The organism is Vibrio pomeroyi, assembly GCF_024347595.1.
Classification (GTDB): Bacteria; Pseudomonadota; Gammaproteobacteria; order Enterobacterales; family Vibrionaceae; genus Vibrio; species Vibrio pomeroyi.
Genome location: NZ_AP025506.1, coordinates 1,236,795 through 1,259,599, shown reverse-complemented (window position 1 = coordinate 1,259,599; position 22,805 = coordinate 1,236,795). Strand labels below are relative to the sequence as shown.

The following is a 22,805-nucleotide window of genomic DNA, read 5'->3' as shown; positions in this document are numbered from 1 at the left end:
AAAGTATTTCTTTTTATGAAAGCACTAATAAGACTATCACTGAGCATCTGCACGCTGAGCTTTTTAGCCGGATGTGGTGAGAGTGTGGATCACGAACAGATCCGTGAAAAAGGCTTCATTTATTGCGGCCAAGGTAACCCTAGTACCTTCAACCCACAATTGGTTGATAGTGGCATTACCGCAGAATCGCTGAGCCCTCAAATCTTCGATACCTTGCTAACGCTTGATCCTATGACTTACCGACCACAACAGAACTTGGCAACGAGCTGGTCTGTCGATAAATCAGGTACTGAGTACACTTTCACATTGCGCCCTAATGTTGAGTTTCAAACCACAGATTGGTTTACTCCAACTCGTAGCATGAATGCGCAAGACGTGGTCTTTAGTTTCGAACGCATCATCGATAGCTCGAACCCATTTCACTATGTGGGTGGTGGCTTATATCCATGGTTTGCGGGTATTGATTTCAAAAACCTGATTGTCGACATTACTGCAGTCGATGACCTTTCGGTTAAATTCCAATTAAGTCGCCCTGACAATTCATTCCTTAATAACATAGCCACCAGCTACGCGGTCATTCACTCCAAAGAATACGCTAATAAGCTCGTTGCTGCGGATGAGAAAAACCAAATTGATTCTAAGCCAGTAGGCACTGGTCCTTTCTACTTAGATGAATACCAGATCAACGATCTAGTGCGCTTGAAAAAGAACAAGCATTACTGGAAAGGTGACGTTCAAATGGACCAAGTTGTGTTCGACACCTCACAACGTGGAACAGGTACACTTGCTAAGCTTCTTCGCAACGAATGTGACGTGCTGAACTCACCGATTTCAAGTCAAATCCCGATTATTCAAGCTCATGAAGAGTTACAGATTTCCGCAACGCCTGCGGTTAATGTTTCTTTTATTGCGCTAAACACTGAACACCCAGCCTTACGTGATTCGCGAGTCCGTAAAGCATTGAACTTGGCGATCAACCGCCAGAACATTCTCGATTCTGTTTATTACGGTACAGGCACCAAAGCTTATACCTTGTTGCCACCAACCTCTTGGGCCCACCAAAAAGACAGCGTTCAAGTTCGCTACGATCGAAACTACGCTGTGGCACTGTTGAAAGAAGCAGGTGTTGAACCGGGGTTAGAACTTTCAATGTGGGTACCTTTAGAGCCTCGCGCCTACAACCCAAGCCCACGAAAAACGGCAGAATTGATTCAAGCAAACTTGGCTGACATTGGTATCGAACTGAAACTCTATACCGACGACCGATTCGATCGTACTCAACTGTCATCCATTGCTTCAACAGACTTGCTTCTTACAGGTTGGATTGGCAACACGGGCGATCCTGACAACTTCTTACGTCCCCTGCTCTCTTGCAGTTCTGAACGCGCAGGGTTAAACGTCTCTATGTGGTGTAATTCAGACTTTGATTTCCTTCTGGATTTAGCATTAGAGATCAATCAACAAAGGCACCGTGTGAACTTGTATCGACAAGCGCAAAACATTCTCAACGAAGAAGTTCCTGTAATTCCTCTGGCGCATGGCGTGCAATTCCGAGTTCACGATCGTTCGCTAACCGGCTTTAAACAGAGCCCATTCAATGCCCAACCTTTTGATCAAGTCAGAAGAGAGGTGCGCTAATGTTTTGGTATACATTAAGACGTATAAACTTATTCGTTATTACCCTAGCGATTCTGACTCTGGTTGGCTTTTCACTACTTCGATTAGACCAAACCTCTCCTTGGGCTATCCAAGATTTCTGGCCCGGTTGGATTAGCTATATTACTGAATTATCGACGCTCAACTTCGGTTTGAGTAAACACGGTGTGCCCATCATTGATGAACTAGTCGTTGTGTTCCCTGCGACTCTGGAACTGTGCTTCTTCGCTTTTGTACTAGCGCTTTTCATCGGTATCCCTTTTGGCACCATCGCGGGTATGAGACAAGGTAAATTTGTCGATACTACTATCTCGTTCACCTCAATGGCAGGCTACTCGGCACCTATATTTTGGGTCGCACTATTGATGATCATGGTGTTCTCACTGCACTTTGAGATGTTCCCTGTTGGCGGTCGATACGATCTACTTTACGAGATTGAGCACGTGACTGGCTTCGCGATGATTGATGCTTTTTTTGCTGAAGGTCGCTACCGAGCACATGCATTGCAAAGCGTTATCGAACATATGGCACTGCCTTGTCTTGTTTTAGCACTCGCGCCAACGACGCAGGTTATCCGACTTATGCGCGCGTCGGTAGCAGAGGTGATGACTCAAAACTACATTCGTGCGGCACGAATAAAAGGTCTTTCAACAAGAGAGATCATCACTCAGCACGTGTTAAGAAATGCGATTCCACCGATTATTCCTAAGGTCGGCGTTCAGCTATCGAGTATGTTAACGCTCGCGATCATTACCGAATCGATTTTTAACTGGCCGGGCATTGGCCGCTGGTTATTAGATGCTCTGTCTAATCAAGATTATGTGTCAATTCAAGCGGGCGTAATTGTGGTGGCAACTCTGGTTTTGACTGCGAACATTCTGTCCGATCTATTGGGCGCGATGGTCAATCCACTGGTAAGGAAGGAATGGTATGCTAACAAATAACGTCTACCAAGAAGAACAGATTCCAACCCAGTTCGAACGTTTCTGGCGAAGCTTCCGTGCCAATAATCTAGCGATGTTTGGCCTGTGGTGTTTGGTGCTTATCATTCTGGTTACCGTCACTTCACCATGGCTTGCGCCGCACGACTCTCAAGAACAAACCGGGCATCTATTAACGCCGCCTTCTTGGGATCCAGCAGGCACCGTTGAATACTTCCTAGGTACTGATGATTTGGGCAGAGACATTCTTTCTCGTCTGATTATTGGCTCTCAGCTGACTTTCGGTGCTGCAGTTGTTATCACCTTTATCGCGGCTGTGATTGGCTGCCTGATTGGCGTACTTGCTGGTATGACTCGCGGACTGCTATCAAGCACGCTCAACCACCTGCTTGATACGGTTATGTCGATTCCATCGTTGCTACTGGCAATTATCTTCGTGGCCTTTCTTGGATTTGGTGAATTTAATATCCTGCTTGCCATCTGTTTGGCACTAATACCGAGGTTTATACGCTCGGTATACATTGCCGTGCATGCCGAAGTAGAGAAAGACTACATTCTCGCTTCTCGCCTTGATGGTGCGAACGACTTTTATCTGTTATGGAATTCGATTGTTCCCAATATTCTTACCGTGGTTGCACTAGAAGTGACATTGGCATTATCAGTGGCGATTCTTGATATCACAGCATTGGGCTTCCTTGGTCTTGGCGCTCAAGCACCAAGTACAGAATGGGGCTCAATTTTGGGTGATTCAGTAGAATTGATTTACCTAGCACCATGGACAGTAACCCTACCCGGCTTAGCTATTATGTTTACAGTGATCGTGATTAACCTTGTCGGTGAAGGTGTTCGCCAAGCGCTAAACGCAGGAATCGAATAATGCCGTTACTTGATATTCGACATCTAACCATCGAGATTGAGACTCCTCAAGGGATGGTTAAAGCGGTAGATCGAATGAGTATTACCCTCAATGAAGGGGAAATTCGTGGTCTAGTAGGCGAATCCGGCTCTGGTAAAAGTTTGGTTGCGAAAGCGATCGTTGGTGTTTGTAAGGAAAACTGGAAGGTCTCAGCTGACCGAATGCGACTGGGGAACGTTGACTTACTCCAACTGACGCCTAAAGAGCGCAGACGTGTTATTGCTCGTGATATCGCGATGATCTTCCAAGAACCATCAACGTGTCTTGATCCTTCCGAAAAAGTGGGACATCAACTGATCGAAGCGATTCCTTCTCACGCATTTGAAGGTCGTTGGTGGCAACGATTTAAGTGGCGTAAGAAGCAAGCGATAGCACTACTGCACAAAGTCGGTATCAAAGATCACTCACGTCTAATGGACAGCTACTCATATGAGCTGACCGATGGTGAATGTCAAAAAGTGATGATTGCCATGGCGATCGCAGCCAAGCCAAAAGTCTTGATTGCCGATGAACCAACCAACGATTTAGACCCAATTACACAGTCTCAAATACTGCGTTTGTTGAGTCGAATGAATCAGCTCAATAACACGACGATTGTTCTGATTGGTCATGACTTAACCACCATTACCCAATGGGCGACTCGTATTACCGTTATGTACTGTGGACAGTCTGTTGAATCGGCTGACACGCAAAAGCTTTTGGATGCGCCTAAACACCCTTACACGGTTGCGCTATTGAAAGCGATGCCAGACTTTAACGACTGGATCCCTCACAAAGAGAAGCTTCAGTCGCTGCCGGGGTCGATTCCACCGTTACAACACCTTCCGATTGGTTGTCGGTTGGGACCACGTTGCCCATACGCGCAGAGACAGTGTGTCGAGATCCCACACACCAAGCGCATCAAAAACCACAAGTTTAACTGTCACTTCCCTCTGAATATGGAGAAGAAAAAGAAATCATGAGTGCATTATTAGAAGTCAGTGATCTATCTAAAGACTTTACGACTCGCTCTGGTCTTTTCCGTAAGAAGATTCATCAAGCCGTAAAGCCAGTGAGCTTTAGTCTTGAAGCCGGACAGACGATTGGTTTTATCGGCCAGAATGGCTCAGGGAAATCGACATTAGCGAGAATGCTAGCAGGCATGGTAGAGCCAACTGCAGGCGAGATTCGTGTGAATGGTGAAAAGCTAGAGCATAAAGACTACTCGACTCGCTGTAAGCTAATTCGCATGATCTTCCAAGATCCGAACACATCGCTTAACCCACGCATTCAGATTGGTCGTATTCTTGAAGGCCCATTGAAGCGAAACACCAACATGCCTCCAGAAGCCCGTATGCGTCGTGTGAAAGACACGTTGTTGCGTGTTGGTCTTCTACCGGAACATGCTTACTTCTACCCTCAGATGCTTGCTGCGGGTCAGAAACAGAGGGTTTGTTTGGCTCGTGCGTTAATACTTCAACCATCGATCATCGTTGCTGATGAAGCGTTGAATGGTTTAGACATGGCGATGCGCTCTCAAATCATCAATTTGTTCTTAGAATTGCAAGAAGAGATGGGCGTGTCGTTCGTTTACGTATCTCAGCACCTCGGTATTGTTAAACACATCACCGACAAGATCATCGTGATGCACGAAGGTGATGTGGTTGAGAGTGGTGAAACGGATCAAGTGCTGACCAACCCAACTCACCAAATCACTCAAAGACTGGTTGAGAGCCATTTCTCCAAAGCGCCAAACCACTAGACTGGTTTCGCTTTTTTAACTCGCCACTAGAGGGGTAACGCATGCTAACAAAAGCTTCAATGCTTCCCCTCTTGCTTGCGGTTGTTTCCTTCCATGCCATAAGTACACCACTCACTTGGTTAGATAAGTCGTTCGTAGAAACGGCCTTCTACAACGTCGCGCTGCAACACGAATACTCCCAAGGTAATAAACCACTCGCTAAATGGAAGCAACCTATCAAGATATGGGTTGATCACCAAGTCGGCGACAAAGAACTCCATCAAGAACTCACAGAACTTCATATCCAGCACTTATCCGAAGTGACACAACACCCCATCAAAATCGTCAGCAAAGAGTCCGAAGCCAATGTTAAATGGATATACACAAGGCAAAGCAACTGGATAGCGGAATCTAAAACCATACTCAAGCTTAAATCGACACAGCACCTAAACAGCGCTATCTGTACTGCTGGTTATCGAACTAACTCCAAAGGTGAGATTATTTATGCTGGGATTATTATCCCCGTTGACCAAGCAAGACAGCGAGGCAAGCTTGTCGCCTGTATCGTAGAGGAGATAACGCAGGTGCTAGGGCTACCTAACGATTCCGATAAAGCCTACCCTTCTATCTTCAATGATCACACGCCAGAGGACTTATTATCGCCATTAGATGTGGTGCTACTAAAGATGTTGTATGAACCAGAATTAAAAGCGGGAATGACCAAAGCACAAGCTAAGCCTGTGGTGAAAAAGATTCTAAAGAAATACAGCGAAACAGGCGTACTTCAACGAGCAGCAAAAGACGCACAACAAGCACCTTTGTATCAGTTGATTGGGTATTAACAAAACTATCAAAATAAACGGTGAAACCAAAAATTCTTTCCTACAATAGTTTAAACGGATTAAAAGGAAAGGAGACCGCTTGGAAGACCAAATCAAACAGCCTTTTAAGTGGCGATCTTATAATTTAGGTATATGCCTGATTTTTCTATTCTCCGTTCAGGCTTTTTACATCCAGTCATCCATGATTCTAAATGCGGATGTCTCTTTCTTATCACAAATGGCTATTTATTCAGAAGGTAGTGATTTTTACCTTCAATTCTATGAAGTTAATCCCCCTCTCATTGTTTATATTTACAAGCTATTCATCTCAATTGGTTCTGTTTTACATATCAATGATATATCAGCGTTAAGAGTGGGGATGTTAATCTACATATTTTTATGCTCTAGTATAATACTATACAATTTTATTAACATAAAAAATGGATTATTAATCGCCTTAACTCTATCCTTCTGTCTTTTCTTTACTTTCCCTAATGACTTTCTTCAACGAGAACACATCATCACCGGTTCGTTCCTTTCATATTGCAGCATGATATCAATAAGGCTACTAGGAGTAAGTCCGAATAAAAAAGTTATAGTTGCTAACATTCTAATTATAGCTTTGGCGATCTCATTAAAACCACAATATTCAATAGTCTTTTTAGTATCTGAGCTCTATCTTTCCTATCATTTAAAATCCATTAAAACACTGTTCAGGAAAGAAAATTTTTTAATATTGTTACTTGGTTTAGTCTATGTGTCGTTTGTTTACTTTAACCATGAAACGTATTTTTCGACAGTGGTTCCATTAGCCTCTACATCATACTCGTCTTATTTTATTTCAATAGAAGATCTTTTCTTATTACCTATTATCCTACTACTCGTATCTTTTCTTCCATTAAGATTTATCTATACACACAGTCGTAACTCACCTCTAATGACTACAGTTACTTATGTTATTTTGATATATCTATCTTCTATTGTAACTTTTTTAATAGGCAGAACCGGATTCAGCTACCACTTACTCCTAACCGCTAATCTAGCCTTATTTTTTGTTTTTTTATTTATGTATTCATCATTCGCTAGTTTACGCAGCAAACGAAGATTAAAAGATATAATACCTCTATCTTTAGCCATTTGTTCCCTTGTTTATTTACATAGCATGAGTTACTACAATGTCCTGCCAAACAGCAGATTGTCCGTCAATCACAACAACATCGACAGCTTAGTTAATATCGTTTTGGATAACGAGGAAAACCGTCATTTATCACCTCTATTTAATTCAATAGCATTGTCTTCTATTCCTCAAGATAAAGTATTCGCAATAACGACAACACTTTACCCTATAAATTCGATAGCTAGGCATAGCCAGTTGCAATGGGTTAACAAGTTTCCTGCGATGTGGTCATTGCCTAACCACGTTAATAGTGAGAATGAGGAAAGCAAAGAGGTTTTAAAGCTAGTAATAGAATCTATAAAAAATGACATAGTGTCTAATTCGCCTGAAATAATAATCATAGAAACAAGTGAAGAACTTAAAAGGCTGCCGTCAGGGTTTTCATTTATAGACTTCATTAGGTCAAGCTCTGTAATCTCTGAAGAATTAAATAAATACGAAATATTTGATACCATCATGATTAGAAAATACAGAGATATGGAGTTTACAATCTACAAAAGGATTTTAGATGAGTAAACTAATCAGTATAATATGCCCTGTATTTAACGAGGAAAATAGTTTACTTCCTTTTACATCAGAAATATCGAAAATTTTTGACAATTTGGATTATGACTTCGAGATAATATTTGTCGATGATGGGTCTATTGATTCTACTTTGATAAAAATCAAACGAATTAAGGAAGAATATAACAACATTGAGTTTATATCCTTCACGAGAAACTTTGGCAAAGACGCAGCACTGACAGCAGGACTCAATTACGCTAAAGGGGACGCCGTAATACCAATGGATGTTGACCTGCAAGATCCACCCAATCTAATTCCAAGAATGATCGAACTATGGCAATCAGGTAAAGACATAGTGCTCGCTAAGCGAGGTAGTCGATCAAAAGATTCTTGGCTTAAAAGAAACTCAGCAACCTTCTACTATTACTTGATGGACAAGGTCGGAGACCAGCATCTTCATTCAAATGTTGGGGATTTCCGATTAATGAGTCAACATGTTGTTTCTGCTATTAATACCTTGGAAGAACGCTCCCGATACATGCAAGGGTTATTATCATGGGTCGGTTACGATGTTGCTATCATTGAATTTGACAGAGTAGCGCGCCATTCTGGAAATACAAAATTCAATTATACAAAACTTATTTGTCATGCTTTAGATGGCCTAACAAGCTTTAGTATTGTACCACTGCGATTTTGGGGCTTTCTTGGGTTTATCTTCTCTAGTATCGCTTTTATATATGGAGGGTATATTACACTGTACACGCTCATTACGGGTGGTGATACAGATGGTTTTGCTTCCATATTTGTTGCGATTGTATTTTTTGGCGGAGTTCAGTTGATCAGTATAGGTGTTCTAGGGGAGTACATAGGCAGAATCTATATGGAGACCAAATCTAGGCCAATATACCTAATAAAAGATAAGACGATTAAGAAAAAATAAAGTTAGTTCTATTTTCTTCGGAGAGCTGAAGTAATAAAACAGAACTAAAGCGCTGCCTAGCAGAAGGCAACGCTGACTTATGATGTTACGAGAAGATTATCGCTTAGCAGCCTGCTTCTTCAGCTCGAAGTCGAACTCATCAGGGAACAGGATAACGCCTTCTTCTTGCTCGTTCGGGAATACCACGATAGCAAGTTCATCGTCTTCTAGACCGTTAGTCCAGCGACTGTCCCATTTGTTTAATGAGATAGACTTAGCTTTACATTCAGACCAATCACCCGTTGCCCACGACTCCGCGAACTCTTGGTTTGGCCATACTGGAACACAGTCTTCGTCTTCTGTGTTTAGCATTACACAACCGTGTTCATCGGTTAAGATCCATACTTCACGGTTTGCTACGATTTCTTTCACACAGTATTTAAGGCGTTGCTCACCCGTATACTTATTAATTTCAGCGATTTTTTTATCGTCTAGCTGTGTAGTCATCTTAATTTCCTACGTTAGTCAGTAACTTTGTTCATCTTATGCTGAGTAGTATTAACTTCAAATATTTCTATTGAGAAGAAAGGCTACTTCAAAGAAAAACGCCTGCTAAATAAGCAGGCGTTTATTATTTAAGTGACTTGATTAAACAAGCTCACCTTGTAGCCAAGGCCAGCCTTGCTTCTTACGGCTTAGTGTATTTTCCATCATCAATACGCCGTCTTTCTCGTGCTTAACCAATTTCTCAGCCCACTCACCTTTGTAAAGAAGACGAGTTTGCGCAGTAGTGATGTCAGTTAGCATTACCGCAGCAAATGCTAGACCGTCTTTCTCACAACGCTCTTCAAGATCAGCTTCTAGAGCTTCGATCATACCGTCTACTTGCTCAAGAGTCGCAAGCTCAACTTGACCAACAACAACATCGCGACCGTTGAATGGGTAACCTTTAAGGTCTTTTTCTACTAGCTGTGCAGCAGATAGGCCTTCGATGTTTGTTTTAGCGATTAGAAGTGCTTTGATGAATGCATCAACGTCTTCTACACCTGCGATTTCAGCAAGTTCAGCAACCGCGTCTTTGTCTTTTTGAGTACATGTTGGAGATGCGAAACCAACGGTGTCTGAAAGAATTGCAGACATCATTAGCTTAGCGATTTGTTGAGAGATAGCGTGACCTTCAATCTTGAACATGTTGAAAAGTACAGTGTTTGTACAACCAACAGGCCAGATCCAAGCTTCCATTGGGTTTACTGTCATCACGTCGCCTAGACGGTGGTGATCGACAATACCTACGATCTCTGCATCAGCAACATCGTCTGGTGCTTGTGCTAGATCTGAGTAGTCAACTAGCCAGATTTTCTCACCAGCAACAGAAGTACGAAGCTCTGGCTTTTCAGCACCAGCGACTTCTAGAATGTGTTGAGTTTCGCGGTTGATCTCGCCTTGGCGAATTGGTGTCGCTTCCTCGCCACGAGCTTTAAGAAGCTCTGTTGCAACTAACGCACTACAAATACTGTCACTATCAGGGTTTTTGTGACCAACAACTAAAATCATGTTTCTTCCTATTACACTAACAATTATGACTCTACCTTTAGAGCCTCTCTTTATTAGCCATACTTTACCTCATTTTTTTAGATTGGTCATGTTTCCTAGGTTTAGCCAATAGTAACAATAGATAAAAAAACAACAAATGCAATTGATAATTATTATCATTCGTATATATTTATCTTAAGCCACTAATTTTGAGTAACACCTATGGATCGTCTAATCTCTTTTTTGCCAAGCAGTCGTGCTTCGAAAACAACTCAGTTTTCACTGTCATTTAAGCGACTGCTATTACCTATCTCACTTGCCGCTCTTGTGGCAGCTCCCGCTACACGTGAATTGACGGTGACCACTCTGTCAGACGCGTTCTGGGCAGTGTCTTGCTATGTTGCTTTAACCTTGGCGATTTACCACTGGTTAAGCCTTTACATCAACAAAGACAACGTCTTCAACAAGCTTGTGCATCAGTCTCGTTCAAACCAAGTAGTATTTGCTGCACTCATGGGGGCTTTACCCGGTTGTGGCGGTGCGATTGTGGTGACCACGCAATTTATATCCGGCAAACTCGGGTTTGGTGCGGTTGTGGCCGTGCTAGTCTCCACCATGGGCGATGCTGCCTTCTTGTTGATAGCAAGTGAACCCAAAACCGGTTTAGCTATGATGGCGATGGGCGTAATTGTGGGCACGGCGTCAGGTCGAATCATTAACCTATTCCATGCGGATGACTTCTTACGTCCAAAACAGGCTGAGCAAAATGAAGCTGTTCGCAGGTGCTCATCTCAATCCCAAGACAAAGAATCCGTCTCTAAAAAGGCGATCAACCTGCAAGGCTACCTATGGTCGGTGCTGATTATTCCCGGCGCTGCAGTGGCCCTACTTGGCTCTTTTCAAGTGGACGTCAACGAGTTACTCGCGTTGCCTGAAATGTCGATGGAATGGGCGGGAACAATTTTACTGATTAGCTCCATGTTTCTATGGGGCCTGACTCGAGAAATTGAAGATTACAAATCAGCAGTAAGTGAAGATGAGAAATGTTTAGGCTCTCATCCACTGCAAAAAACCGCTCAAGACACCAACTTTGTCACAGCGTGGGTTGTGGTTGCCTTTCTTTTCTTCGAATTTGGTTCTGTGCTAGCAAATGTGGATTTTGCGACGTTATTCTCAAGTTGGGGGATCATGCTCCCCCTGGCGGGCGTGTTGATGGGTTTGCTACCTGGCTGTGGTCCACAATTATTGGTCACTAGCTTGTACCTGTCGGGTGCGCTGCCACTTTCGGCTCAGGTTGGTAATGCGATTTCAAATGATGGTGACGCGTTATTCCCTGCAATTGCCATGGCACCGAAAGCAGCGCTTATCGCCACCTTGTATTCGAGTGTGCCCGCTTTGATCTGTGCATACGGTTATTGGTTTATGTTCGAAATGTAGGCTTAAGCTTCTATTCAAAACTCAAGTTTTTATTCAAGATTTAGGCTTCACTCCATAGGTTTCTAATCGGCCGGTACTTTGTATCGGCCTTTTTGCTTTCGACGACCTAGTTCTTAAGAGAGCCCCTTCAAAACACCCTCTTCCTTTGCTCCATAGCTGTTACCACGTTACTTGTGCAATTTATCTCAATCTATACGTTATAGCTCCCCGGTAGAAAGCCCTCATAAACGCGACTACATGACTTAATTAGAAATCTCTGTACAGATATCAGAAATACAAAAAGCCCCTGTAAGAACGCTTACAGGGGCTTTAATTCAAGCTTTAATCTCAGCTCTTAAGCGAGAGGCTTAAGCAACTTCGATTGGACCACCGAATGAAGTTACTGGAGGCAGTTTGCCTTGGAACTTCTCGAAGTTAACCAAACATGTGTTTGCTGACGTTGCTTGAGCAAGTTCAGACGTACCGATGTCTTGAGTCAGTGTGTTTGGATCGCCGTATGTATCTAGCGCGCCCACTTTCTCGTTGATCGGACCGTACCAAGCACCTTCTTCGATACGTACAACACCAGGAGCGTAGCTATCCATCAGAACAGCACCTGCTAGTAGTTGACCACGGTCGTTGAAAACGCGTACTACATCGCCATCTTTGATGCCTTTCTTCTTAGCATCTGTTGGGTTGATGTAGATTGGCTCACGGCCTTGTACCGCGTAAGTTGCACGCCACTCTTCAGATTCACACATCTGTGAGTGAAGACGCTTGTCTGGGTGACAAGATTGTAGCCAGTACGGGTGTTTGTCAGAGCCTGGACCACCGTGTGAACGTTCAGATTTCTCGAACCACATTGGGTGTTCTTGACAGTGCTCGTAGCCCATGTTGCCAACTGTACGGCTTGTGATTTCAATGAAACCAGAAGGCGTACCTAGTGCGTTGATCTCTGGATCTTCACGGAATGAAGCGTGACGAGTCCATGGCTTACCTTTACCAAAGTCTAGGAAACCTTTTTCCCAGAACTCAGTGAACTCAGGCATTTCAAAGCTGCCTTCGTTTGAAGCGCGACATTCGTCGTACAGAGATTTAACCCACTGCATTTCGTCCATACCACGCGTGTAATCGTCGTAACGACCCCAGCGCTTAGTCAGGCTAGACATGATCTCGAAGTCAGTCTTAGACTGGAACAGAGGATCCACTAGCTTGTGCATTGCGATCAAACCACGGCCAGAGTATGCACCGTAACCGTCAATATCGTTACGTTCCCACTGAGTACATGCAGGAAGCACGATGTCAGAGTGACGACAAGTTGCAGTCCAAGCGAAATCAACAGCCACTACAGTTTGTAGGCTCTTGAATGCTTTACGCATCTTGTTGCGATCTTGGTGGTGGTGCCACGGGTTGTTACCACTGAATACCATCATCTTGATGTCAGGCAGTGTCACCGTTGCGCCGTTTGCTTTGATCTTCTTACCAGGCTCTAGCAAGCTATCTACCCAACGCGCAACAGGGATTACGCGGCTGTAACCGTTGTAATCAGTGTTAGTGTGCTTAGGCGATTGACCTTGGTCGATGTTCAGCGGGAATGAACCCGGAGCAGCGAAGCCAGTTGAAGATACACCGATACCAGAGTAGTGGTGACCGTAAGAGATACCACCACCTGGAAGACCAATTTGGCCAACCATTGCTGCGATAACTGCACACATCCAGTAAGGCTGTTCACCGTGCTCTTGACGTTGGATACTCCAACCAACAAGAATCTGTGTACGACCGTTAACCAGCATCTTAGCGAATTCACGGATTGAGTCAGCGCTTGCGCCACAGATTTCTGCAGCCCATTCTGGTGTCTTCTCAACTTTATCTTTCGTTTCACCTTGAACGTACTTGATGAAGTCTTCAAAACCTAGACAGTAAGTTTCAATGAACTTCTTGTCGTATAGGTCTTCGTTGTAAAGAACGTGAGCAACACCAAGCATGAACGCCACATCAGTTTGTGGGTTGATGTACATTTGCTCGTTTTCTAGGTAACGACCTGTTTTGTTCTTAACAGGGTCAACAGAAACAACGTTGATCTCTTTCTTAGCAACTTTTTCTTTCAGCTGTTCTAGGTATGCGAACGACTCGTGAGTCTCACATGTCCAACCTACTTGAAGGTTTTTCACTGGATCGTTACCCCAAAGAACAATGTTGTCACTGTTTTCTAGGATAAGTTCCCAAGATGTACCTTGTGCGTAAACTTCAGTAGAACCTAGCACGTAAGGCATGATCGTTTGACCAGCACCTGTTGAGTAGTCACCGATTTTCTTCACAGAGTAACCGTGAAGTGCCATTGCACGTTGCATGTGGTTCGTACAGCTGTGGAACTGACCTGTTTGTCTCCAACCAGTTTGACCTGTGTGAAGCGCCCATGGACCGTAATCTTTCTGTACGCGCTCTAGTTCGCGGTAAACAAGGTCTAGTGCCTCGTCCCAAGTCACACGAATGAAGCGGTTGTTACCACGCGTGTCTGCGCTGTATTTGTGCTTCTTCAACCAATCTAGGCGAACCATTGGGTAACGCACACGTGATGGGCTGTAGATAATACCTTTGATACCTTTCAGCATTTCTGTTGGGTGCTGATCGATTTCTAGAGGTTTAATTTCTTGTACTTTACCCGCGTAAACACGAGCTCGGAATGCACCCCAGTGAGAACCTGATACTTTCCAAGTTCCCTCTGTTTCTGCTGCTGAAGCCGACGCTGACGCCAATAAGCTTGGGCCAATAACAGATGCCGCACTTGTGGTAGCGACACCTTTCAGAAAACTTCTTCTTGTAATTGCCATTGTGTTACTCCAATTGACGTCTTATTAGTGATGGCCTTCAGAAAAATCTGATGAGTGCTTCTGTAGATACTTAAGAACAAGTGCTTCTGTATCTGTGTCGAAGTTAACGAATGCGATCATACCATCTAGCATGCCTACCCAGCCGTTCGCGCTGAAGTGAGCTTCATCTGGCTGTGAGTGACACGTTGAACAGTTAGATTGGTAAGCTTGACCAGCTGCATCCCAAATCGGTGCGTAGTCGCCAATCATAGACTCTTTCTTCATCCAAAGTGTTAGGTCAACTTCTTCCCAAGGAAGGCCTGTTAACTCATCTTCTTTCTTCTCACCAATAGTAATGCCGTTACTTTGAGACACTTCTTTAGTCAGGATTGCAGTAGAGATGTTCATACCGAAGTCTTCTTGGATTACACGTCCGAAGCCTTTCGCTTTACGCCAACCGTCGATCTTAACTTCGATCATGTCGCCTTTCTCGCCAACGATAGCCACTTTACTTGCAGGGCTTAGTAGGCCAGCTTCAACTTCTGCAGTTTCGTCTGTGTATAGAGGAAGGTGACGAATAGAAATCACATCATTACCTTCAGAGTAAGACGTGCTGCTCGCAACGTTTTCTAGCTCACCAACGATACCACTTGCCGAGTCCATATCTAATGGAAGGTTGTGTGCGATACCTTTGTGACAGTCAACACAGCTTTGGTCACGCTCTGCCGCGTTCTTCATTTGGATACGCGCTGTTGGGCGCATGTTTTCGAAATCCATTGAATCGTAGTTGTGGCAGTTTTTACATTCTAGAGATTTGTTCGAAGAGAAACGATCCCATTCATGCTTAGCCAATTCGATACGACGTGCTTCGAATTTCTCTGGTGTGTCTAGGTCACCAAATACTTGTGCGAATACTTCTTTAGATGCTTGCATCTTACGAGCAATTTTTGCTGTCCATTCATGTGGAACGTGACAGTCAGGACAAGTAGCACGTACACCAGAAGTGTTTTTCCAGTGAACCGTTTCTTGCAGTTCTACGTATACATTGTCACGCATGGTGTGACAGCTTACACAGAACTCTTCTGTATTTGTGTGCTCTAGAGCGGTGTTGAAGCCACCCCAGAAAATAACACCGGCGATAAAGCCACCCATTGTTAGTACACCAAGACTGATGTGTACTGCTGGGCGAGTCATTGTGCGCCATAATTTCACTAAAAATGATTTCATGTTTAGCTCTCTTAAATATTGGTTTAAAAAAAGTTGTTACTAGAGGGCATTACATGCCGCCGTGAGCACCAGGAGGTCCGAATACGAATACTTGTAGTGCCCAAACTATGAAGCCGTAACCGCCTACAAAAGCCACACTTAATATTGGAAAGAGAACCACCGCAATGAAGAGGAATGACTTCCACTCCAGCGAGCGTTTTTCGCCAGTTTCAATTTTTTTAACATCACTCATACATTTTGCCTATTTTGTATTTAGTAATTTCGAGTAACCCATTCTATGGGGCTAAAGTTCTTGAGTATCTAACAACAAATTTTAGACCATACTCAAAGTAGGGTTCAATCAAATCTCCCCTTATAACCCTTGCTAATCAATACTTTTTTGAGCTCATCCAAAGTTGTTTTTAGTTAAACAAAGTTATTAAAAAGTATTAACAAATGTGAAGAATTAAGTATATTTCACAAATGTTAAATTCCAACACTCACACAACCTTATTGTAACCAATTTTAACGTTTTACCTACTAAGTAGTAGCTAAAAATGCCTTAAACAACCAATATTTTGTACTTTGGTTGTTAAATAATTGAGCACTTTTTGAATCGACGGGTTTGAAGCTGAAATACATCATTTGGCACTTTCAGATATGATGGAGGCCTACTTAAAAGGAAGCACTATGCAAGACGTTATTGATATATCTTGGTGGCAGTTGTTGTTCTTCAGTTCACTTCTCTTTCTGCCCATTGCCATCAACCACAAGCTGAAACTCGGCCTTGGAAAAGAAGCCTCTATCAGCATCATTCGCATGGTTATTCAGCTGTTTCTTGTGGGTCTTTACCTAGAGTATTTGTTTACCTTGAACAGTTTGTGGGTCAATTTGTTGTGGCTGTTTGCCATGATAATTGTCGGTGCGAGCTCGATTGTTGAGAAGTCTAGGTTACCAAAGCAGCTATTATTAGCGCCTGTTGCCGTTAGCCTTGCCGTAACCTGTGTACCCATCGTCTTGTTTATCTGCTTTTTCATCATTAAACCGACACCGGTTTTCAACGCGCAATACCTTATCCCTATTGCAGGTATGTTATTGGGCAATAGCTTAAGCAGTAATATAGTGGCATTGCAGAACCTGTTTGGTGCTTTTGAAACGCAGAAATCAGAATATGAAGCGGCAATCGCGCTAGGTGCGTCTCCAACCTACGCTGCTACGCCTTTTGTACGTAACGCGATACAGAAAGCAATGTCTCCAATTATGGCCTCTATGGCGACCACAGGCTTAGTGACACTGCCAGGCATGATGACTGGTCAGATTTTAGGAGGCGCTTCACCGATGATCGCCATTAAATATCAACTGATGATCATGTTGGCTATTTTCGTGATGATGAGCTGCTCTTTGGCACTGGCTCTTCACCTCTCATTGAAGACTTCTCTGACAAAAGAAGGTCGAGTTCTCGCTCAAATAAAACCAGCAAAATAGCCTCTCCACTCCCCCTTAGATCTGGTTACTCACTGAATTTGAGACAGGTTATCCACAGAAACTGTGGATAACCAAATCAATATAGATCCTTTTTTGTCCATTTCGACCATTAGAAAGATCATTGCTATTGATCCTTGGGTAATTTCAAAGACATATGCACACATGTTGATCAATGCTGTTGTCTCTTCAGGTGACAAACAGAGCAACAAAAGGAATGGTTTTCCACAAATAAAAAACGGCCTGCAATGCAGACCGTCTTGTAAGTGTCATATGTCAATTCAATTGTTTCGCTGAGCTTTAACTACTCTCGTCGACTGAACTTGTCACGCAATCACTGTTGATCGCGTCATCTATATTAATCACGCAGGTAGATTAACCAGTACCACATACCAACAAAGATACCGCCACCAATGATGTTACCTATAGTAACGGGCAGCAAGTTGTTCATCAGAAAGTCCATCATGTTCAGGTCAACGTAATCCGCAGGGTTAGCGCCCGTCATCGTCCAGAACTCAGCAGGGGCAAACGTCTTGATGCCGATTGCTAATGGAACTTGGAACATGTTGGCAATACAGTGCTCAAAACCTGCTGATACAAACATCGCAACAGGTAGAATCATTACCGCGATTTTGTCGGTCAATGTGCGTCCACTGAATGTCATCCATACTGCGATACAAACCAATACATTACACATGATACCTAGTGCGATAGCTTGGATGAAATCATGGTGCATCTTATGTTGGGAAATCGCCATCGCGTTTAAGCCCACTTGGCCGTGGTCAAACATGTATTGTTTGGTCAGCAACATACAAGCCACCAGCAACAAAGCGCCGATCAAGTTGCCTACATAAACTGTCGCCCAGTTCTTAACGAGTGTACGCCAAGTGATCTTGCCACTTGCGCGCGCCACCAGAGTTAACACCGAACTAGTAAACAGCTCACCGCCAGTCACAACAACGAGGATCAAGCCTAAGCTAAATGCCAAGCCACCTAATAAACGTGTAATGCCCCATGGCAAATCACCAGCACCGGTGGTAACGATGGTGTAGAACACAAACGCAATACCGATATGGATACCAGCTGAAATCGCTAGGAGAAAAGATTTGATTGGATCTTTGGTTGCTTTACCTACGCCAATATCTGCAGCGCGCTCAGCCATTTGTGGCGGTAATAATGAGTCAAATTGGTTTAGATTCATGATGATTTACATTTTGAAACATGTCGTCGGGAGCGCGATAATCCTCTCTTTCATTTCTTAATTCAAGAGCTATTTTATGCTCGAATTTCCTTCAACAACTAAGAAAACGCCAAACCTCCAATGATATTGGAATTTCTTACGACTTTAGTAGTAAAAAGAAAAGTCTGATGAATGAAAGCAAACTAACGATAAAAACAACACATCTATAAATATCAACAAGTTACGTTAAAACCAAAAGAATGACGTACACTATAGACCTGTTTTGAAGGCTTTTATTTTCAGATTTTGACATAGATCAACAGAACGTAAAAAAGCGCCCTAAGGCGCTTTTAAGTCAGTCACAAATAAAGACATTGGTTATGCTAAACCGAAGGTTCAATCACTTCTTCTGATGATTGATCTAAAGCCGCATCTTCGAGGTTAGATTCAACGTTAGTTGGCGTAACGTCGGAATCGCTTTCATTCGCTACCTTACCACCTAAGCTTTTCAAGCTATCCACCAACTCTTCCAAGCTTTTTATATGAGCATCACTCTTAGTCACCTGCTCATCCAATAGCTGATTGTGTTTGGTCGCTTCAGACAATTGCTGTGCTTGTTGCTGGTTTTCACTTTCAAGCTTAGCTAATTGCTCAGTCAACGTTTCGATCTCTGACTTTAATAAAGAGGTCATGTCTGAGCTTTTTAACGCTTTGACACTCTCTACAATCTTTTGAGACTGAATACGCAGCACAACGTCACGGTAATCTTCATCATTCACCACTTGTGAAATACTCAGCAACTGGTTCTCAGCGTTCAATACCGACTGCTCGAACTTGTCCCCTTTCACACTCGCCAGCACTTTCACTTCATGAGCGACGCTGCGCACGTGGTTCAATTCAAACTCGGCTGCTTGAACTGCGTCTTGGATGATCGACTTTTCACGTGGGCTTGCTTTCACTTGGTTTTCTGCCAACGTGATTTGAGCAGCAGCCTTAGCAAACGTTAATGGAACAACGTCATCAAAGTCTTCATCTTCTAAAAACTCTAATTCATCCTTCAAAGGCTCAATGTATTTCTTGTGTGCCACTTTCACTTCAAGCAAACGAGCGTTATTGAGGAATTCAACTTGAGCTTCTTGAGCATCTTCAAGCTCGTCGACTAGTACGTACTCGAACAGCTCGCTGTATTCTGAATACAACCTTTTATAGCTCGACGTAAACATGGTATCTGCGCCAAGAAACTTAAGGTAATCCATTTGTACAATCGAATCGGCTAATACTCGGTCAGCCTTTTTCTTAAGCGCTAAGATCGAATCATAGTTCGATTTGATCAAAGCGATTTTTTCATCAAAAGCTTCAGCGTAAGTTAGGCTGGAAAAAATCGAGTAGCTCTTCGTCAGGCGAGATTCGTCTTTCAGTAAGTCCGCATAAATGCTTTCAGCATCGTCCCATGCGTCTAACAATTCATTGTAATTCTCTGGTGCATAGAGAGACAATTGAGCATGGTCTTCAAGCTTAACTTCCCATTCGGAATAAACGCTTTGGACAGACTGGAAAGAACGGACCTCTACGGTTGATTCATTGTTGTTCGTGGTTTGGTTCGCGTCTGTCTGCTCTGAGGGTGTGCTTTGACAACCTGAGATAGCAAATAGCATACTAATAACTAATGCTACTTTGTTCGCTCTCACTGATGCATTTCCTTTTTTATTCAATATTAGCTGAATGCAATATATTTCTAGTCCCACAATATATTACAACCACTTAGCAATAAACATCATTCGCAATTTAAGTGGGTGCAAATCACCCAATCTAACCAAAATAAACCCATCATACGTCGATTAATCATTCAATTTGGTATCACTTATCAATTCTATTTATTTGCTATTGCCTGAGTTGTGAATGCGCACTAAGGTGAAGGTAGAGAACGTTATGAATATATAGGTTAATTATGAAGTACAACGCTGAACATATTGCTGATTTAAACCTCCTTCTTCAATTTGATGTAAGTAGCGCAGCTACGGGCATTAAAGTTCATCAAGAGGCTGCTCAAGAAACTCAAGACGCTGTTAAGCGCCTATTCGAAAAGAACCTTTGTACTCAGCCAGACGGCGGTTACCTAACAGATGAAGGTATCGAGATGGCAGAGCGCGCAGACAAACTACTTCGCGTACTTAAATAAAGCTTCATTGTTCTAGTAAAAACTCCACTCGCTTCGGCTGTGGAGTTTTTTCATTTTTGGCCAAAGGTTTGTTAGGCTTATTCTAAATCCATAGCTTGTCGTTGTGAGGTACAGATGGCTTCTATATTTATTGTCGGTGCAGGATGGGTAGGCGCCCCTTTATCTGAGCATCTAGAGAGACATGGTAACCGAGTGGTCGTCACCAAGACGACTCAAGCGGGTGCAGACACCATCGGTAATGAGCGTATTCCCTGTGAAGTATTCAGCTTTAACGCATCACAGGCTGACCAAACTATCGGACAACTCTATTCGCTGTTACTCGAAAACAATGCCGAGATTGTGATAGGCAGTTTCCCTCCTGGTTTTCGAAAAGGTGCAGGCCAAGAGTACGCTGATTACTGGCAGCAGCTAACCAGAGCTTGTCAGAAGGCGAACGTTAAGAAGCTCATTATGGTGAGCTCAACCACGGTTTACCCGACTAAGCCAGGTGTATTAAATGAGCAAGATGCCTCACTGCTCCTCTCCACCTCAGATAAAGAGCACGCATCTTCATTTTCCGATAACGCACGCGTCATGCTGCAAGCTGAACAATTGGTGATAGATTCAGGTATCGATTACACCATTCTGCGCTTTAGTGGCTTAATTGGTCCAAGTCGCCACCCATCAAGGTTTGCTAGTAAATTGAAGCAAGTGAGCACTCAAGCTCCGGCTAACATGCTTCATCTTGATGATGCCATTGGCGCCGTCGACTTTGCTATTAACCAGCTTCACAATGAAGTGGTTAATGTGACCACACCAAATACCGTAAGTAAGGCGGAATTTTATGCCGCGGCACTGAAAAGCGCGAATAGCAGCGAGCCTCTGCCACCAGTCGTTGATACACCAGACAAGCTGATCTCGTCGAAAAAGATACTCGACTTAGGTTATTCGTTTAAATTCGAATCCACATTGGACGCATTGCATGACTGAACAATCTATAGCTAAGAAAGAGCCCAATATTAAGCTGCACCGCGCGATCGACACCCTTTGGAACTTCATGTCTATGGGTCACAAGGTTAAACCCTCAGACTGTATTTTTGTGTTGTGCAGTAACGATACTCGTGTTGCTGAATACGCAGCCGAGCTCTATCACCAAAGGGTTGCGCCATACATCGTTTTTTCTGGTGGTGTCGGACGCTTTACCGAAGGCAGCTTTGAACGCTCAGAAGCAGAAACCTTCGCAGCTATTGCACGTGACTGTGGCGTGCCAGATTCAGACATTATCATAGAGAAACACGCGACTAATACTGGGGAGAATGTCCGCTTCACTCATGAGTTGCTGACTGAGCGAGGGTTACGTCCGAAAAGGCTGACCTTAGTGCAGAAGCCTTTTATGGAGAAACGTACTTACGCGACCTTCAGTAAACAGTGGCCTCAAGAGACGACAGAAATCACCGTGACATCTAAATGGCAAGATTGGGTCGATTACTTTAATGAAGACTTGCCATTGGACATGGTTTTAGGCGCGTTAGTGGCCGATTTTGAGCGTATCAAGACCTACCCTGCTCAAGGCTTCCAGATCGAAATGCCGATTTCCGAGGAAGTTGATCACGCCTATTTAACGATTAAGAAGCTCGGCTTTGAATAAATAGCGATGACCTACCAGAAAACAAAAACGGTGGCACTTGGCCACCGTTTTTTATTTTACTGCTTCGCTTCGTCATCTATTGCCGAAACATTAAGAAGCTCTTATTTACCTAAGGCTTCTTTGTAGTGCAAACGGCAGACAGACACATATTTGTCGTTACCACCAATAGCAACTTGGTCACCTTCAGCAATCGCAACACCGTGCTCATCAGTACGAATCACCATGTTCGCTTTACGACCGCAGTGACAAATCGTTTTTAGCTCAACTAGCTTGTCAGCCCAAGATAACAAGTAACGGCTACCTTCAAACAGTTCACCCAAGAAATCAGTACGTAAACCGTAACACAGTACAGGAATGTGCAGCTTATCCACTACTTCTGTTAGTTGGTATACCTGCTCTTTCGATAAGAACTGACACTCATCAATCAAAACACAATGACGCTTCTCTTCATCGTTTAGCTTTTTGATCGCATCAAACATGTTGGTGTCGTTTTTAAACAGTTGCGCTTCAGATTGCAGACCAATTCTAGAGCTTACTTTACCGATACCATAGCGATCATCCAATGCAGCCGTGAAGATCACTGGCGTCATACCGCGTTCTTGGTAGTTGAATGACGATTGAAGAAGCGTTGTTGATTTACCCGCATTCATTGCCGAGTAGTAAAAATACATCTGAGCCACAGAAATATTCCTGTTAAATAAAATTGAATATGAAAAGG

General features: G+C 43.4%; 21 protein-coding genes. 13 read left to right on the top strand and 8 right to left on the bottom strand.

Annotated elements, in window-relative coordinates; genetic code table 11:
- Positions 1-15: 15 nt before the first annotated feature.
- From sapA to OCV12_RS05605, 8 genes are all read left to right on the top strand, one after another.
- Complete coding sequence (gene sapA, locus OCV12_RS05640) at positions 16-1,638, top strand: ABC transporter substrate-binding protein SapA (RefSeq protein WP_261885568.1); 1,623 nt, start codon at positions 16-18, stop codon at positions 1,636-1,638.
- Positions 1,638-2,600 (top strand): ABC transporter permease, encoded by a 963-nt coding sequence (locus OCV12_RS05635; RefSeq protein ID WP_017630456.1) that lies wholly within the window; start codon positions 1,638-1,640, stop codon positions 2,598-2,600. The genes sapA and OCV12_RS05635 overlap by 1 nt, the downstream gene beginning before the upstream one ends.
- Positions 2,587-3,474: an ABC transporter permease subunit gene (locus OCV12_RS05630; protein ID WP_176681617.1), complete on the top strand. Its 888-nt coding sequence runs from the start codon at positions 2,587-2,589 to the stop codon at positions 3,472-3,474. The genes OCV12_RS05635 and OCV12_RS05630 overlap by 14 nt, the downstream gene beginning before the upstream one ends.
- The gene (locus OCV12_RS05625) at positions 3,474-4,475 is read left to right on the top strand and encodes a peptide ABC transporter ATP-binding protein (RefSeq protein ID WP_017630458.1); all 1,002 of its coding nucleotides are present in this window, start codon (positions 3,474-3,476) and stop codon (positions 4,473-4,475) included. The genes OCV12_RS05630 and OCV12_RS05625 overlap by 1 nt, the downstream gene beginning before the upstream one ends.
- Complete coding sequence (locus OCV12_RS05620; protein WP_261885567.1) at positions 4,472-5,254, top strand: peptide ABC transporter ATP-binding protein; 783 nt, start codon at positions 4,472-4,474, stop codon at positions 5,252-5,254. The genes OCV12_RS05625 and OCV12_RS05620 overlap by 4 nt, the downstream gene beginning before the upstream one ends.
- A 41-nt stretch (positions 5,255-5,295) precedes the next feature.
- Positions 5,296-6,075: a DUF2927 domain-containing protein gene (locus tag OCV12_RS05615; RefSeq protein ID WP_261885566.1), complete on the top strand. Its 780-nt coding sequence runs from the start codon at positions 5,296-5,298 to the stop codon at positions 6,073-6,075.
- Between the two features lie 79 nt (positions 6,076-6,154).
- Positions 6,155-7,747, top strand: coding sequence for a hypothetical protein (locus OCV12_RS05610; protein ID WP_261885565.1), 1,593 nt, complete (start codon positions 6,155-6,157; stop codon positions 7,745-7,747).
- Positions 7,740-8,675: a glycosyltransferase family 2 protein gene (locus tag OCV12_RS05605; RefSeq protein ID WP_261885564.1), complete on the top strand. Its 936-nt coding sequence runs from the start codon at positions 7,740-7,742 to the stop codon at positions 8,673-8,675. Before OCV12_RS05610 ends, OCV12_RS05605 begins: the two co-directional genes overlap by 8 nt.
- Positions 8,676-8,771: 96 nt before the next feature.
- On the opposite strand, the gene OCV12_RS05600 is transcribed toward OCV12_RS05605, so the two are convergent.
- On the bottom strand, positions 8,772-9,161 hold the full coding sequence (locus OCV12_RS05600; RefSeq protein ID WP_261885563.1) for a DUF2750 domain-containing protein: 390 nt from the start codon (positions 9,159-9,161) through the stop codon (positions 8,772-8,774).
- A gap of 141 nt (positions 9,162-9,302) precedes the next feature.
- Positions 9,303-10,208, bottom strand: coding sequence for a manganese-dependent inorganic pyrophosphatase (locus OCV12_RS05595; protein ID WP_017630461.1), 906 nt, complete (start codon positions 10,206-10,208; stop codon positions 9,303-9,305).
- A gap of 201 nt (positions 10,209-10,409) precedes the next feature.
- Here OCV12_RS05595 and OCV12_RS05590 point away from each other — a divergent pair, with 201 nt between their 5' ends.
- Positions 10,410-11,624 carry a putative manganese transporter gene (locus OCV12_RS05590; RefSeq protein ID WP_261885562.1) on the top strand — a complete coding sequence of 405 codons (1,215 nt, stop codon included), beginning with the start codon at positions 10,410-10,412 and terminating at the stop codon, positions 11,622-11,624.
- Between the two features lie 347 nt (positions 11,625-11,971).
- On the opposite strand, the gene torA is transcribed toward OCV12_RS05590, so the two are convergent.
- The 3 genes from torA to torE are packed head-to-tail and all read right to left on the bottom strand — an operon-like array spanning position 11,972 to position 15,872.
- Positions 11,972-14,434: a trimethylamine-N-oxide reductase TorA gene (gene torA / locus OCV12_RS05585; RefSeq protein ID WP_261885561.1), complete on the bottom strand. Its 2,463-nt coding sequence runs from the start codon at positions 14,432-14,434 to the stop codon at positions 11,972-11,974.
- Between the two features lie 24 nt (positions 14,435-14,458).
- Positions 14,459-15,640 (bottom strand): pentaheme c-type cytochrome TorC, encoded by a 1,182-nt coding sequence (gene torC, locus OCV12_RS05580; protein WP_261885560.1) that lies wholly within the window; start codon positions 15,638-15,640, stop codon positions 14,459-14,461.
- A 49-nt stretch (positions 15,641-15,689) separates the two neighbouring features.
- Positions 15,690-15,872 (bottom strand): trimethylamine N-oxide reductase system protein TorE, encoded by a 183-nt coding sequence (torE, locus tag OCV12_RS05575; RefSeq protein ID WP_010440051.1) that lies wholly within the window; start codon positions 15,870-15,872, stop codon positions 15,690-15,692.
- A 437-nt stretch (positions 15,873-16,309) separates the two neighbouring features.
- Here torE and OCV12_RS05570 point away from each other — a divergent pair, with 437 nt between their 5' ends.
- Complete coding sequence (locus OCV12_RS05570; RefSeq protein WP_261885559.1) at positions 16,310-17,104, top strand: ABC transporter permease; 795 nt, start codon at positions 16,310-16,312, stop codon at positions 17,102-17,104.
- A 355-nt stretch (positions 17,105-17,459) separates the two neighbouring features.
- On the opposite strand, the gene focA is transcribed toward OCV12_RS05570, so the two are convergent.
- Together focA and OCV12_RS05560 are read right to left on the bottom strand one after the other, a co-directional pair.
- The gene (focA, locus tag OCV12_RS05565; RefSeq protein ID WP_048614492.1) at positions 17,460-18,302 is read right to left on the bottom strand and encodes a formate transporter FocA; all 843 of its coding nucleotides are present in this window, start codon (positions 18,300-18,302) and stop codon (positions 17,460-17,462) included.
- Between the two features lie 362 nt (positions 18,303-18,664).
- On the bottom strand, positions 18,665-19,969 hold the full coding sequence (locus OCV12_RS05560; RefSeq protein ID WP_261885558.1) for an ATPase: 1,305 nt from the start codon (positions 19,967-19,969) through the stop codon (positions 18,665-18,667).
- A gap of 260 nt (positions 19,970-20,229) precedes the next feature.
- Here OCV12_RS05560 and OCV12_RS05555 point away from each other — a divergent pair, with 260 nt between their 5' ends.
- The 3 genes from OCV12_RS05555 (at position 20,230) to OCV12_RS05545 (ending at position 22,087) form a co-directional block, all read left to right on the top strand.
- Complete coding sequence (locus tag OCV12_RS05555) at positions 20,230-20,460, top strand: TIGR02647 family protein (protein WP_017630468.1); 231 nt, start codon at positions 20,230-20,232, stop codon at positions 20,458-20,460.
- Between the two features lie 114 nt (positions 20,461-20,574).
- Positions 20,575-21,429, top strand: coding sequence for an NAD(P)H-binding protein (locus tag OCV12_RS05550; RefSeq protein WP_261885557.1), 855 nt, complete (start codon positions 20,575-20,577; stop codon positions 21,427-21,429).
- Positions 21,422-22,087 (top strand): YdcF family protein, encoded by a 666-nt coding sequence (locus OCV12_RS05545; RefSeq protein ID WP_261885556.1) that lies wholly within the window; start codon positions 21,422-21,424, stop codon positions 22,085-22,087. Before OCV12_RS05550 ends, OCV12_RS05545 begins: the two co-directional genes overlap by 8 nt.
- Positions 22,088-22,188: 101 nt before the next feature.
- On the opposite strand, the gene OCV12_RS05540 is transcribed toward OCV12_RS05545, so the two are convergent.
- Positions 22,189-22,767, bottom strand: a complete 579-nt coding sequence (locus OCV12_RS05540; protein ID WP_048658319.1) for a thymidine kinase — start codon at positions 22,765-22,767, stop codon at positions 22,189-22,191.
- Positions 22,768-22,805 lie beyond the last annotated feature (38 nt).